This is a genomic window from Brevundimonas sp. NPDC055812, from assembly GCF_053616535.1.
Genome location: NZ_JBSHDX010000009.1, coordinates 48,899 through 62,082, shown reverse-complemented (window position 1 = coordinate 62,082; position 13,184 = coordinate 48,899). Strand labels below are relative to the sequence as shown.

The following is a 13,184-nucleotide window of genomic DNA, read 5'->3' as shown; positions in this document are numbered from 1 at the left end:
ACGCGCGAAAGCGGCAGCGCTTGTTCAGACTTCGACGTTCAGCTTGCGCGCCAGCGACTCGATCTCGCCGCGCACCGACCCGGCCGAGGAGCCCAGCAGGACGTTCATCCCCCGCCGCGCCGCGTTCAGATCGGCCGACAGGATCATGCGCTTGACCGGCCCCACCCCGCCCGCCGGGGCGGACAGGCGATTGTAGCCCAGGGTGATCAGGGCGAAGGCCTCCAGCGGGCGGCCCGCCAGTTCCCCGCACACGGAGACGGGCGTGGCGCTGTCGGCGCACTTCTGCTGGATCTCGGCCAAGGCCCGCAAGGCGGGCGGCGACAGGGGATCATAGCGGTCCGACACGCGGGGGTTCGTCCGGTCGGCGGCGAACATATACTGCAGCAGGTCGTTGGTGCCGATGGAGACGAAGTCGGTCAGCGGCAGCAGGGCGTCCAGGTGCCACAGCAGGCTGGGGCATTCGATCATGGCCCCGACACGCAGCAGGGACGGCAGGGGCCGACCCCGGCGCCGCGCCCAGTCGCACTCGACATCGACCAGTTCGCGGGCGGCCCGGAACTCGTCCACCGTGGCGATCATCGGGAACATGACCCGCAGCTCGCGCCCGGCGGCGGCGCTGAGCAAGGCGCGCAGCTGCATCCGTAGCAAGGCAGGACGATCCAGACCCAGACGGATGGCGCGGCGGCCGAGCGCCGGGTTCTCCTCCCGCTCGTTGTCGAGATAGGGCAGCACCTTGTCGCCGCCGATGTCGAGCGTGCGGAAGGTGACGGGCCGGTCGCCCGCCGCGTCGAGCACCAGTTTGTAGAGCGCCGTCTGGGCGTCCAGGCGCGGCAGCTCGTCCGAGACCATGAACTGGAACTCGGTGCGGAACAGGCCGATGCCCTCGGCCCCTGTGGCGTCCAGATTCTCCAGATCCACCGCCAGGCCGGCGTTGGTCAGCAGCATGATGCGCTTGCCGTCCTTCGTGACCGCCGGCGTGTCGCGCAGTTGGTCGAACTCGGCGCGTCGCTGCTCGCGCACGGCCATGCGGCTCTCGACCGCCGCCAGCATGTCGGGGCGGGGGCGCAGGTAGGCCTCGCCCGTCTCGCCGTCGACGATGACCTGATCGCCCTCGGTCAGGCGGTCGCGCAGCCCCTGCAGGCGGCCGACGCAAGGAATCTGAAGGGCGCGGGCGACGATGGCGGCGTGGCTGGCGGCCGACCCTTCCTCGAGCAGCAGGCCGCGCAGCCGGTCGCGCGGATATTCCAGCAGATCCGCCGGGCCCAGGTTCTTGGCCACCAGGATGGCGTCGTCGGGCAGGTCGCGCTGGCCCGGATGGTCGCCCGCCATCAGCCGCAGCAGGCGGTTGGCCAGGTCCTCGAAGTCGTGCAGCCGCTCGCGGATATAGGGGTCGCGGGCGTTGGCGAAGCGGGCGCGATGCTCGTTGCGGACGCGGTCCACGGCGGCCTCGGCCGTCAGGCCCGAGCGCACCGCCTCCTCCAGCGACCGGTTCCAGCCCCGGTCGTCGGCGAACATGCGATAGGTCTCCAACACCTCGTAAGGGGTGCCGCCCAGCTTGCCCTGGCTGCCCTCCAGCAGGGCGTCGATACTGGTGCGCAAACGCTCCAGCGCATCCTTCAGCCGCGCCTCCTCGGCGGCGGGGTCGTCGGCCAGAAGCTGTTCGGGCGCGATCGGCGCCTCATGCAGCACGGCCTGGCCGAACGACAACCCTTCCGCGAACTTCTGCCCTTTCAGCCGTTCGGGGCGGTGGGGCGCCACCTCGACGTCGCGAAGCTCCTCCAGCGCCAGAAGCTCGCCCGAGGCCACCGTCTCGGCCAGGACCATGGCGATGGTCTGGATGTCCTCGACCTCCTCCTCGTCATAGCGACGGGCGGCGCGGTTCTGGACGACCAGGACGCCGATGGCCCGGCCGCCGCGCAGCAGGGGCGCGCCGAGGAAGGCGTGATAGGGGTCTTCGCCGGTTTCGGGCCGGTAGGAGAAGCTGGGGTGCGACTGGGCGTCCGACAGGCTGAGCGGCGCCGCGGTGCGCGCCACCTCGCCGACCAGACCCTCGCCGGGGCGCAGGCGGGTGTTGTGGACGGCGTCGGGGTTCAAACCCTCGGTGGCGAACAGTTCGAGCTCGCCCGAGGCGCGCCGCAGGTAGATGGAGCAGACCTCGGCCACCATGGAGCGGGCGATGATCCGCACCACCATGTTCAGTCGATCCTGAGCCGGCGCGCCGCCGCCGGCGCCGGCCAGAGCCTCGCGGATCTGACGCAGCAGGAGGCGAGGCCCCCTCGCCGTCACTGACCCGCCCTTGACCATGGTCTCTCCCGCCTTGCCGCCCTCTGGCCTTCAGTTCCCAGATAGGGGGGCGATTCCGTTATCCTAGTCTTCCGCGTCCAGTCCGTAGGCCGCGTGCAGCGCCCGAACCGCCAGCTCGGCGTAATCGGAGTCGATCAGGACGCTGATCTTGATCTCCGAGGTCGAGATGGCCTGAAACTTCACGCCCTTGTCGGCCAGGGCGCGGAACATGGTCTGGGCCACGCCCGCGTGGCTTCTCATGCCCACGCCGATCACCGAGACCTTGGCCACGTCGTCATCGACGCGGATTTCCTCAAAGCCGATATCGGCCTTGGCCGCGCTCATCAGATCGGCGGCGCGGCGCGCGTCGCGACGGCCGGTCGTGAAGGTCAGGTTGACCGCGCCCTCGGTGCGGGCCTGGCTCTGCACGATCATGTCGACGTTGACCTCGGCCTCGGCCAGGCGGGTGAAGACGTCGGCCGGAGCGTCCGTCCGGTCCGACAGGCCCAACAGCGTGATCCGGGCTTCGTCCCGGCTCATGGTCACGCCGGAAACGATGCGCTTTTCCACGATCTCATCCTCGTCGCAAATCAGGGTGCCGGCGTGTTGCGGCAGAATTCCGTTTTCGTCCGGTTCGATAAAGCTGGACAGGACGCGCACCGGCACGCGCTTGTGCATGGCCAGCTCGACCGAGCGGGTCTGCAGCACCTTGGCGCCGAGCGACGCCATCTCCAGCATTTCTTCGTAGGACACCTTCTCCAGGCGCCGGGCGCGGCTCTGGATGCGCGGGTCGGTCGTATAGACGCCGTCCACGTCGGTATAGATATCGCACGGCGCGCCCAGGGCCGCCGCCACGGCCACGGCCGAGGTGTCCGACCCGCCGCGGCCCAGGGTGGTGATGCGCCCGTCGCCGGTCACGCCCTGGAAGCCCGGCACGATGGCGATCTCGCCGGCGTCGACGGCGGCCCCCAGCGCATCGCCCGGCACCTCCTCGATACGGGCGCGGCCGTGGGCGTCGTCGGTCAGGATCGGAATCTGCCAACCCATCCAGCTGCGCGCCTTCAGGCCCATGTTGCGCAGGGTCAGGGCCAGCAGGCCCGAGGTCACCTGCTCGCCCGAGGCGACCACCACGTCGTATTCATCGTCCGACAGGGCGCCGTCGCCGTACAGACCCGGCGCCGCAGCGCCCACGCCGTCGGTCCAGGCGACCAGCTCATTGGTCTTGCCCGCCATGGCCGAGACGACCACGGCCACCTTCTTGCCTCTGGCGGCTTCGGCGGCGACGATGCGCGCCGCGCGACGGATGCGTTCAAGGTCGGCCATGGACGTGCCGCCGAACTTCATCACCAACCGGTTCGTGTCGGCCCGCGTCATCCTGGCGTCTGATCCCCTGCTTGCATGGCGGGCGAAGGCGGTCCATGCCTCTGCCCATGCCCGCTTCTAACGACAGCCTCGATCCGCGCAAACCCCAAAGCGAAGAGGGTTTTTCACCCTTTGCAACCGATCGTGCCGAAGGGCCCAGCATCGACCCGGCCGACGTGGCGCGCTTTTCGGCCCAGGCGGCCGAGTGGTGGGATCCCAAGGGCCCTTTCGCCCCCCTGCACCGCTTCAATCCGGCTCGACTGAAATTCGTGCGCGATCGGGCGGCAGAACATTTTGGGCGCGACGTGAAGGCGCGCGCGCCTTTCGACGGACTCAGCCTGATCGACATCGGCTGCGGCGGCGGCCTGATCGCCGAGCCGATGCGGCGCATGGGCTTTGACGTCACGGCCATCGACGCCTCGTCCGAGAACATCGGCACCGCCCGCGCCCATGCCGAACAGGTCGGCCTGGACATCGCCTATCGCGCCGCCACGGTCGAACAGATGGTGGAAGCCGGCGCCGGCCCGTTCGACGTCGTGCTGACGATGGAGGTCATCGAACACGTCGCCGATCCGACAAGCTTCATCCGCGCCTGCTCCAGGCTGATCAAGCCGGGCGGCCTGATGATCGTCGCCACCCTGAACCGCACGCTGAAGGGCCTGCTGCTGGGCAAGGTCGCGGCGGAATATGTGCTGCGCTGGGTGCCGGCGGGCACCCACGACTGGCGCCGGTTCCTCAAGCCCGAGGAGTTGCGCGCCATGCTGGACGGCGAGCCCCTGACCGTCATCGGCCCCTATGGCCTCGCCTATGACCCGCTGAACGACCGCTGGAGCGAGGGCGACGACGTGGGCATCAACTACATGATGATGGCGACCCGCGACGCATGAGCGGCCCGCGCCGCATCGTCCTGACCGGCGGTCCCGGCTCGGGCAAGACGACGCTGCTGGAGGCGCTGGCGGCGGCGGGCCATGCGACCTCGCCCGAGGCCGGGCGCGCCATCATCCGCCGCCAGCAGGCGATCGACGGCGAGGCCCTGCCGTGGAAGGACCGGGCCCTGTTCGCCGAACTGATGCTGGATCGCGAGCTTGAGGCTCACACCGGCGCCGAGGACGCCGCCGGGCCCGTCTTCTTCGATCGCGGCGTTCCGGACGTGGTCGGTTATCTGACCCTGTGCGGCCTGCCGGTCCCGGCCCATGTGGAGCGGGCGGCGCAGGACATCCGCTATGACCGGCGCGTCTTCATCGCCCCGGTCTGGCCCGAGATCTTCGGCCAGGACGCCGAGCGCAAACAGGATCTGGACGAGGCCCGCCGCACCTTCGAGGCCATGGCCGAGACCTATCCGCGCTTCGGCTATGAACTGATCGTACTGCCCCAGGCGCCCGTCGCCGAGCGCCTCGCCTTCGTGCTGAAGACGCTTACAGCGGCCTGACCATATAGCGGGCGTCGTCGCCGTAGCTGGTCAGCTTCTCGGCCATGCCCGGCGGGTTCTGGATCTCGAAGCCGTTGCGCGCCCAGAAGCTGGATGCGTCATTGACCGCCACCAGGGCGACCGCCGGCCAGCCCGCCGTCTTGGCCTGCTCGGCCAGACGCTCGACCACCGGCCGGGTGTGGCCGCCGCCGCGCGTGTCGGGGTGCAGGGCCAGGTCGTGCAGATAGACGACCTCGGCCTCGGCCGGGATGGCGTCGATCAGCACGTTCAGCGCCGGGGCGGCGTTCCGCACCCACGGATAGGCGACCAGATAGCCCATCACCGGCCCGTCCTCGGCGGCCAGGACGAAGCAGCCTTCAGGGTGGAGTTCCAGACGGTTGGCGAAGCAGGCGCGCTCTTCCGGATGATCGGGGAAGGACAGCTGAGCCACCGCGACCACGCCGTCGAGATCGTCCGCCGTCATCGGCCGCCAGGTCAGAGTGGACAGCGGGCGTTCAGCTCCGCCCTGTTGAATCGCCATTGCACGCTCCGGTTCTCGTCGTCGTCCGCCCCTTCGATCCGGGCGGTCAGCACATCCCCCGCGCGGTCATAGATGATGCGGTGCGGAAAGTCGTTGTCCGGATTGGCGAAAACCGCCCGCTGTGGGCCGCTGTCAATCAGGCGGAAGGGGGTCGCGGGCGCGCCGCCCGGCTGAGCGAAATAGGCCAGGCCGCCGTCCTTCACGGGGGCGATGCGGGCGCTCTCGAAGCCGCTGCGGCCATTGCGCACAGTGACTGAGTGGCCGACGATCAGCCCCGCACGCGGGTCGCTCCAGGTCTCGGACGCCTCGCGCCCGCCGGAACAGTCCAGCCAATAGCCTGCCAGCCACGACAGATCGGGCGCAGGCGTCGCGGGCGCTGCGGTCTGCAACAGGGCGGCGGCCAGCAGGCTGGAAACGGACATGGGCTCTCCCTCCTCAAGGACGGAAGGAAGGTTACGCCGCCCTCACGGCGCGGGCTTGTAGGAATGCGACGCCAGCCGCCGCGCCAGCTCAACCTGTTCGCGCGCCCAGGCGGTGGCGGTGCAGCCCAGGAAGCGGCGGAAGTCGCGCGCCATCTGCGGCTGGTCGAAATAGCCGGCGGCCAGGCCGGCCTCCAGCCAGGAGGCGGCGTCGGCGTCCTGGCCCATCGCATGATCGAAGATACGGCGGAAACGAAAGACCGAGCGCAGGGTGCGCGGCGCCACGCCGACGCGGTCGCGGAACCGGCGCTGCAGGGCGCGGCGTTCGGCGGGACTCAAAGGCGGCCCCTCAAGATCGCTCTCGGCGGCGGCGACCTGAGCGCGGACAGCGGGATCGATGCGCCAGTCGCCCGCCCGGCGCTGTTCCTCCAGCCAGGCGCCCAGGGCGGCGGCCTGCCCCGCCGGATCGCCGGACGGCGTCGTGAAGTCGCCCAGCCGCGCCACGAGGTCCAGCCGCCGGTCGGTCGCCTCGATCAGCGGGCGGCCGTGAAATTCCCGCGCCCCGTCCGGCTCGAACTTGGCGGCGACGATCTCGACCGGGCCGACCGGACGGATGGCCATGGGCCGGGTCATCTGACCGACGAAGATCACCGGCGGCTGCAGGCGGAAGACGCCGTCGGCGTCCTGTTCCTCATAGGGGGCGGCCAGGTCGACCACCAGTTCGGGACAGCCGTCCGGAGCGATGTGCTGCACGCCCCCGCTGGGGCTTGGCGCGGCGTAGGTCCACAGCAGGCGCACGAAGGGGCGCAAAGGTTCAGGCGGGGCGAATTCCTCATACCGCTCCCCCTCCCCCATCTGCGGTCAGTTCGCCTTCTTGGGATCGGGCGGCAGGCTGGGCAGGGGGGCGCAAGGCACGCCGTCGTCCTTCAACTTCTTCACCTCGGCGGGGGTGGCCTCGCCGTAGATCTCGCGCTTCTCGCTGCGGCCTTCGTGGATGTCGCGGGCCTCGCGGGCGAAGGCGTCGCCGACGTAGTCGAAATTCTGCTCGACGTGATCACGCACCTCGCGCGCGGCCTGCATCATCATCGACTGGACCTGCTTCATGGCGTCCGGCGCAGGCGCGCTCTTCTTCGTGCCCGAGACCGCCGGGGCCATCACCTGCTTCCTCACCGTCGTCGAACCGCAGAAGGGGCATTCGACCAGGCCGCGCGCCGCCTGGTCGTCATAGTCGGACGAGGAGCCGAACCAGGCCTCGAAGCCGTGGTCGTGGTCGCAGGACAGGGCGTAACGGATCATAGGGGCAGGTCGAAGTCGCGGTCGTGGCGCAGGGCGGGCACGCTGGCGCGCGCCTTCTCCACGGCCTGAAGATCCAGCCGGGCGTGCAGGACGCCCGGTTCGTCGTGGTCGAGGCGGGCGATGACCTCGCCCCACGGGCCGACGACCAGGGAGCGGCCCCAGGTCTGGCGGCCGTCCTCATGCGCGCCGCCCTGGGCCGCGGCCAGGACGAAGGCGCCCGTCTCGATGGCGCGGGCGCGCAGCAAAACCTCCCAATGCGCCTCGCCGGTCGGGCGGGTGAAGGCGGCGGGAACGGCGATCAGGCTCGCGCCCGCCTTGGCCAGGGCGCGGTGCAGATGCGGGAAACGCAGGTCGTAGCAGATGGTCAGACCCAAACCGCCCCAGGGGCTGTCGGCGACCACCGCCGCCTCGCCCGGCCTGACCGAGGCGCTTTCGCGATAGGTCTCGCCGTTCGGCAGGTCGACATCGAAGACGTGCAGCTTGTCATAGCGGGCCGTGATCGCCCCGCTGGGGTCGATCAGCAGGGACCGGTTGGCGGCGCGCGGATCGCCCTCGGCGCCCGAGCGCACGATGACCGAGCCGACCAGCAGCCAGACGCCCAGTTCGGCGGCCAGGGCCTTGAGCCCGGCGACAGCGGGATCGGCGTCCTCGTCCGACAGGGCGGCGTCGCGCAAGGCCCGGCGCTGTTCGAGGAAATTGGTCCCCTCGGGCGTCAGGATCAGTTGCGCACCCTCAGCCGCCGCCTGGCGGATCAGAGGCTCGACATGCGCCAGCCCCGCGGCCGCCGTCGCCGGCGTCCGCGTCTGGATCAGCGCAATGTCGAGCGTGTCGATCACCTAGGCCGCCAGCAGGGCGTCCAGCTCGCCCTTGCGGTCCAGGGCGTGGATGTCGTCCGAGCCGCCGACGTGTTTCCCGTTGATGAAGATCTGCGGGAAGGTGGCGGCGCCGCCCGAGCGCTCGACCATCTCGGCTTTCTTCTCGGGGTCGTTGGAGGCGACGATGTTCGTATAGGCCGCGCCCTTGCGGTCCAGCAGGGCCATGGCGCGGATGCAGTAGGGGCAGCCGGGTTTGGTGTAGAGAACGACGTCGGCCAAGGGGAGCTCCTGAAGGCGAATGGGAAGGTTCCCCCTCACTTAAGCGGTTCGCGCGCGTTTTTCACCCTCGCGATGACAGCCAGGTCCACGGCGCGGACTCCGGCCTCCATCAGCACCCGCACACAGGCCTCGGCCGTGGCCCCCGTGGTCAGCACGTCGTCGATCAGCAGCAGATGACGCCCCTTGATGCGTCGGCGCCCGGCCTCGGTCACGGCGAAGGCCGCCTTGACGTTCAGCCGCCGCCCGCGCGCGGACTTGCCGCCCTGGCTGGCGGTCGGCGCGGCGCGGATCAGGGCGTCAGGCAGGTAGTCGAGGCGCGCCGCGCGGGCCAGCGGCCGGGCGATCTCGGCGGCCTGATTGAACCGCCGCGACAGCAGGCGGGCGCGATGCAGCGGCACGGGGAGCACGGCGTCGGCCGTCTCGATCAGGGGGGCGGCCGAACGGCTGATCCAGCGCGCGAACAGGGGGGCGAACTGCTGCTGGTCGCCGTGCTTGAACTTGAGGATGATCCCACGCGACGCCTCGTCATAGACGCAGGCCGCCCGCGCCCGGCCGAAGGCGTAAGGGCTGGCGACGCAGGCCGTGCACCGATCCGCCGCGAAATCGCCGCCGTCGTATTCGAACGCCGCGCCGCAGCCGTCGCAGACCGGCGCCTCCAGAAAGGCCACCCGGCTCCAGGCGTCGGGCGACAGGCCCGCAGAGGCCGAGGCCTCGCGGCTGTCGTGGGCGACGGGCGGCAATAGAATATCCAGCAGGCCCCGGCCCGCATCGCGCGCGCCGGATGCTAAAGGCGAGCTCACGCCTTTCAATCGACCTCGCCAGCCCCCATCCTGAACCGACATGAGCGCCCCCTCTCCCTCCTCCGGTCCCCCGATCATCTTCGACGCCGCCCGCCGCGCCGCGCGCCTGAGCCGCGCCGGGCGACGTTTCCCCGACGCCGACTTCCTGCACCTGCGCGCCGCCGACAATGCGGTGAACAGTCTGGAGGTGATCCTGCGCGAGTTTCAGACGCCCGTCGACCTGTCGCCGCACCCCGGCGTCTTCGCCCGCGCCCTGGCCGACAGTCCGGCGCGCGAACGGGTGGCGCAGGTGCGCGCCGTGGGCTCGACCGCCGAGCGCGCCGCGCCCGGCGCGGGACCGCTGGAGCTTGAGGACGGATCGGCCGATCTGATCATCAATCTTCTGGGCCTGCACTGGGCCAACGACCTGCCGGGCGCGCTGAGCCAGATCCGCCGCGCGCTGAAGCCGGACGGCCTGTTCGTCGCCAGCCTGTTCGGCGCCGCGACGCTGAAGGAGTTGCGCGGCGTGCTGACCGAGGCGGAGCTGGAGATCAACGGCGGCGCCCAGGCGCGCGTCTCGCCCTTCGCCGACGGCTTCGACGGGGCGGTCCTGCTGCAACGGGCCGGGTTCGCCTTGCCGGTGACGGACGTGGACCGGGTGACGGTGCGCTATGGCGATCCCTTCGCCCTGATGCGCGACCTGCGGGCGATGGGCGAGACGAACGTGCTGGCCGGGCCGATCCGGCCCCTCAGCCGCGCCGTGCTGGCCCGTGCCGCCCAACTCTACGCCGAGCGTCACGCCGAGGCGGACGGGCGCATCCCCGCTACTTTCGAAATGGTGCATCTGGCCGGATGGGCGCCGCACGAGAGCCAGCAGAAGCCCGCCAGGCGCGGCTCGGCCAAGACGCGTCTCGCCGACGCCTTGGGCGTCAGGGAGCAGACCGGCGAGGAGGACTGAGGCTCAGCTTCCGCTGATCGCAGCGCTGATGGTCGTCGAGATGTAGTCGTACATGGCGTTCGATCGCACCGCGAAGGCGGTGACGGCGGCGATGATGACCAGGAAGATCAGGGCGCAGATCAGGCCGTATTCAATGGCCGTGGCGCCGCCTTCGTCGCGATGGAACCGGCAGATGAAACCCTTCACGCCCGGCCCTCCCCTGTCGTCGGCCCGTCAGAGCAGATCGCGCAACCAGGCGATCAGCGGTTCGTCGGCCGGAGGCATGGGATAGGCCGACAGCTTGTCCGGCTTCACCCAGGCCAGACCCGCGTGTTCGCGCGCCTCGACCACGCCGGACCAGCGCCGGCACAGGTAGAGTGGCATCAACAGGTGAAAGGATTCGTAAGCGTGACTGGTAAACACGAAGGGCGCCAGGCAGGCCTCCTTCACGTCGATGCCCAGCTCTTCCTTCAGCTCGCGGATCAGGGCGGCTTCGGGCCGCTCGCCCGGCTCGACCTTGCCGCCGGGGAATTCCCACAGGCCCGCCAACTGCTTGCCCTCGGGACGCTTGGCGATCAGCACGCGGCCGTCCGGGTCGATCAGGGCGACGGCGACGACCAGAACGGTGGGAACGGCGGGCGTCTCGCTCACGAGCGGTAGTCCCCGTTGATCTCGATGTAGCGTTTGGTCAGATCGCAGGTCCACACCGTAGCCGAGGCCCGGCCCGAGGCGACATGAACGGTGATGTCGATCTCTGGGTTCTTCATATAGGCGCTCATGACCGCCTCGTCGTAGGTCGGCGAAGGGGCGCCGTCGACGGCGGCGACGTGAGGGCCGAAGCGGATGGCCAGACGGTCGCGGTCGACCGCCTCCTCCGTCTTGCCCACGGCCATGACGATGCGGCCCCAGTTGGCGTCCTCGCCCGCGATGGCGGTCTTCACCAGCGGGCTGTCGGCGATCGACTTGGCCAGCTTGCGCGCCGAGGCGGGCGAAGCGGCGCCCTCGACCGTCACCTTGACGAACTTGGTCGCGCCTTCGCCGTCCTTCACCAGCTGGTGGGCCAGGTCGAGCATGACGTCGTCCAGCGCGGCCGAGAATTCCTTCAGGCGGCGGTCGCCGACGCGGCCGATCCGCGGCGCGCCGGACGCGCCCGTGGCGAACAGCAGAGCCGTGTCATTGGTCGAGGTGTCGCCGTCCACCGTCACCGAATTGAAGGTGGTGCGGACGTGCAGGTTCAGCAGGGCCTTCAGCACCGGCGGGGCGATGTCGGCGTCGGTGACGATGAAGGCCAGCATGGTCGCCATATCCGGCGCGATCATGCCCGAGCCCTTGGCGATGCCGGCGATGCGGACCTTGACGCCTTCGATCTCGCACTCCGCGTAGGCGCCCTTGGGGAAGGTGTCCGTGGTCATGATGCCCAGACCGGCCTGTGTCCAGTTGTCGGCCTTCAGACCGGCTTCGACCGCAGACAGGCGGGCCGTGATCTTCTTGTCGTCCAGCACCACGCCGATGACGCCGGTCGAGGCCAGCATGACGTCGCGCTGGCGGCAGTCGAAGCGCTTGGCGACCTCGGAGGCCGTGCGGCGCGCCGCATCGGCGCCCGCCTTGCCGGTGAAGGCGTTGGCGCAGCCGGCGTTGACGACCAGGGCCTTGACCCCCTCGCCGCCCTTGTCGGCGTCCAGATGACGCTTGCACCAGTCCACAGGCGCCGAGCCGACCTTGTGCCGGGTGAAGACGCCCGCGCAGGACGCCCCCTGCGGGAAGCGGAAGACCACCAGGTCGTCGCGCTCATGCTTGTAGAAGCCCGCCTGCGCCGTCGCGATCTCGACCCCGCCGATCGGCGGAATGGCCGGGAAAGGCACGGCCAGCGGCGAGATCATCAGGCCGGGCTTGCCGGGCGCGGCGGCGACCGCCTGGGCGGCCGACTGCGTCGCGCGCTTCAGCGCCGAGGCCAGCGGGTCGAGCGCCTTCTCGATGGCGGTTTCGATCTTTTTGCCGGTCGAGGCGGACTTGGACGGCTGGCTCATGTGGCGGTTCCGGCGGCGGGAGGAGCGGAGGTTTTCCGGGCGGGAGGCGTGGCGGCAGGCGTGGCGGCAGGCGATGGCGCCTTCGCCTCGTCCAGGGTGATCTCAACCTCGGCCTTGCCGCGCAGCTGCTCCAGCAGCTGGCGCACGCCTTCATAGGTCAGGTAGCGCACGATCTGGGGCCGCGCCTGCTCCAGGGTCGGGGGCGTCTCGGCGCGACGGTCCTCGACTTTCAGCACGGCCCAGCCGGTTTCGGTCTGGATCGGCCCGACGACCTGACCCGGCGTCTTGCCCTGCAGGGCGGAGGCGTAGGCCCCCGGCAGGACGTCCAGCGTCGAATAGCCCAGGTCGCCGCCCGAATAGCGGGTGGCGTCGTCGATGGAGCGCTGGGCGGCGACCGCCTCGAAGGCCGCGCCCTGGCCCAGAACGCCCAGAACGGCGTCGGCCTGTTCCTTTGTCGGCGCCAGGATCAACCGCACCCGAACCTCCTCGGTCGTGCGCGCCAGACGCTGCTGCTCGGCGTAAAGACGTTCGACCGCCTGGTCGGACACGGCGCCGGACACCACCTTCTCGACCAGCATGTCGCCCAGGATGCGTTCGCGCACGGCCTGCAGACGGCGCTGGGCGGCCGGGCTGGAATCAAGGCCGCGACGTTCGGCCTCGGCGGCCAGCAGCTTCTGGTCGACCACCTCGTCCATCACCCGGCGGAACAGTTCGGAGGACAGGTCCAGAGGATCGTCCTCGCCGATCAGCCCCTGGGCCACCGCCTCGCGGCGCACGTCCGAGGCCCAGACCGCGCGGTCGTTGACCTTGGCGACGACGCGGTCGTTCTTCTCCGGCGCGGCTTCATCCCCGCCGCGCCCGCAGGCGGCGGCGCCCAGCGCCAGCCCGACGGCGGCGATCAGGAACAGGCTGTGGAGGGGACGCCGCGCTCGCATCGGACGCTCCTGACAGGGGTCTGGGGGCAGGCCGCCGGAACGGCCGTTCGCGCCTGCGCCGCGCCGCCCTTAAAAAGGCCCTCGCGTTGACAGGGGTAAGGGC

General features: G+C 70.4%; 16 protein-coding genes. 3 read left to right on the top strand and 13 right to left on the bottom strand.

The window, feature by feature from the left end; translation table 11 throughout:
- Positions 1 to 24 precede the first annotated feature (24 nt).
- Both ptsP and ACWGL1_RS14615 read right to left on the bottom strand, forming a co-directional pair.
- Complete coding sequence (ptsP, locus tag ACWGL1_RS14620; protein ID WP_291778665.1) at positions 25 to 2,304, bottom strand: phosphoenolpyruvate--protein phosphotransferase; 2,280 nt, start codon at positions 2,302 to 2,304, stop codon at positions 25 to 27.
- 63 nt (positions 2,305 to 2,367) lie between these two features.
- Positions 2,368 to 3,657 (bottom strand): aspartate kinase, encoded by a 1,290-nt coding sequence (locus tag ACWGL1_RS14615; protein ID WP_452112391.1) that lies wholly within the window; start codon positions 3,655 to 3,657, stop codon positions 2,368 to 2,370.
- Between the two features lie 56 nt (positions 3,658 to 3,713).
- Between ACWGL1_RS14615 and ubiG the strand changes: the two genes are divergently transcribed.
- Together ubiG and ACWGL1_RS14605 are read left to right on the top strand one after the other, a co-directional pair.
- The gene (gene ubiG, locus ACWGL1_RS14610) at positions 3,714 to 4,532 is read left to right on the top strand and encodes a bifunctional 2-polyprenyl-6-hydroxyphenol methylase/3-demethylubiquinol 3-O-methyltransferase UbiG (RefSeq protein WP_452112390.1); all 819 of its coding nucleotides are present in this window, start codon (positions 3,714 to 3,716) and stop codon (positions 4,530 to 4,532) included.
- Positions 4,529 to 5,074, top strand: coding sequence for an AAA family ATPase (locus tag ACWGL1_RS14605; RefSeq protein ID WP_452112389.1), 546 nt, complete (start codon positions 4,529 to 4,531; stop codon positions 5,072 to 5,074). The genes ubiG and ACWGL1_RS14605 overlap by 4 nt, the downstream gene beginning before the upstream one ends.
- Here ACWGL1_RS14605 and ACWGL1_RS14600 read toward each other — a convergent pair.
- The 7 genes from ACWGL1_RS14600 to ACWGL1_RS14570 are packed head-to-tail and all read right to left on the bottom strand — an operon-like array spanning position 5,061 to position 9,245.
- Positions 5,061 to 5,594, bottom strand: a complete 534-nt coding sequence (locus ACWGL1_RS14600) for a GNAT family N-acetyltransferase (RefSeq protein WP_452112388.1) — start codon at positions 5,592 to 5,594, stop codon at positions 5,061 to 5,063. The genes ACWGL1_RS14605 and ACWGL1_RS14600 overlap by 14 nt on opposite strands.
- Entirely contained in the window at positions 5,549 to 6,016 is a 468-nt protein-coding gene (locus ACWGL1_RS14595; protein ID WP_452112387.1) for a DUF6265 family protein, read from the bottom strand. The genes ACWGL1_RS14600 and ACWGL1_RS14595 overlap by 46 nt, the downstream gene beginning before the upstream one ends.
- Positions 6,017 to 6,058: 42 nt before the next feature.
- The gene (locus tag ACWGL1_RS14590; protein WP_452112386.1) at positions 6,059 to 6,868 is read right to left on the bottom strand and encodes an AraC family transcriptional regulator; all 810 of its coding nucleotides are present in this window, start codon (positions 6,866 to 6,868) and stop codon (positions 6,059 to 6,061) included.
- A gap of 6 nt (positions 6,869 to 6,874) precedes the next feature.
- Positions 6,875 to 7,309 carry a DUF1178 family protein gene (locus ACWGL1_RS14585; RefSeq protein WP_291778644.1) on the bottom strand — a complete coding sequence of 145 codons (435 nt, stop codon included), beginning with the start codon at positions 7,307 to 7,309 and terminating at the stop codon, positions 6,875 to 6,877.
- The gene (locus ACWGL1_RS14580; protein ID WP_291778642.1) at positions 7,306 to 8,145 is read right to left on the bottom strand and encodes a carbon-nitrogen hydrolase family protein; all 840 of its coding nucleotides are present in this window, start codon (positions 8,143 to 8,145) and stop codon (positions 7,306 to 7,308) included. The genes ACWGL1_RS14585 and ACWGL1_RS14580 overlap by 4 nt, the downstream gene beginning before the upstream one ends.
- Entirely contained in the window at positions 8,146 to 8,403 is a 258-nt protein-coding gene (gene grxC / locus ACWGL1_RS14575) for a glutaredoxin 3 (RefSeq protein ID WP_338577742.1), read from the bottom strand.
- A 35-nt stretch (positions 8,404 to 8,438) separates the two neighbouring features.
- Positions 8,439 to 9,245 carry a phosphoribosyltransferase family protein gene (locus tag ACWGL1_RS14570; RefSeq protein WP_452112385.1) on the bottom strand — a complete coding sequence of 269 codons (807 nt, stop codon included), beginning with the start codon at positions 9,243 to 9,245 and terminating at the stop codon, positions 8,439 to 8,441.
- Between ACWGL1_RS14570 and ACWGL1_RS14565 the strand changes: the two genes are divergently transcribed.
- Complete coding sequence (locus ACWGL1_RS14565) at positions 9,244 to 10,140, top strand: methyltransferase domain-containing protein (RefSeq protein WP_291778634.1); 897 nt, start codon at positions 9,244 to 9,246, stop codon at positions 10,138 to 10,140. The two genes, ACWGL1_RS14570 and ACWGL1_RS14565, sit on opposite strands and share 2 nt — an antisense overlap.
- A 3-nt stretch (positions 10,141 to 10,143) precedes the next feature.
- Here the strand turns inward: ACWGL1_RS14565 and ACWGL1_RS14560 are convergent, their stop codons facing one another.
- Genes ACWGL1_RS14560 through ACWGL1_RS14545 form a run of 4 tightly spaced genes read right to left on the bottom strand, consistent with a single transcriptional unit; the run spans position 10,144 to position 13,081 of the window.
- The gene (locus ACWGL1_RS14560; protein ID WP_291778631.1) at positions 10,144 to 10,326 is read right to left on the bottom strand and encodes a Flp family type IVb pilin; all 183 of its coding nucleotides are present in this window, start codon (positions 10,324 to 10,326) and stop codon (positions 10,144 to 10,146) included.
- Positions 10,327 to 10,353: 27 nt separating this feature from the next.
- Complete coding sequence (locus ACWGL1_RS14555) at positions 10,354 to 10,770, bottom strand: (deoxy)nucleoside triphosphate pyrophosphohydrolase (RefSeq protein ID WP_087139129.1); 417 nt, start codon at positions 10,768 to 10,770, stop codon at positions 10,354 to 10,356.
- Positions 10,767 to 12,146 (bottom strand): bifunctional glutamate N-acetyltransferase/amino-acid acetyltransferase ArgJ, encoded by a 1,380-nt coding sequence (argJ, locus tag ACWGL1_RS14550; protein ID WP_291778624.1) that lies wholly within the window; start codon positions 12,144 to 12,146, stop codon positions 10,767 to 10,769. The genes ACWGL1_RS14555 and argJ overlap by 4 nt, the downstream gene beginning before the upstream one ends.
- Entirely contained in the window at positions 12,143 to 13,081 is a 939-nt protein-coding gene (locus tag ACWGL1_RS14545) for a peptidylprolyl isomerase (protein ID WP_452112384.1), read from the bottom strand. Before ACWGL1_RS14545 ends, argJ begins: the two co-directional genes overlap by 4 nt.
- Between the last annotated feature and the right edge of the window lie 103 nt (positions 13,082 to 13,184).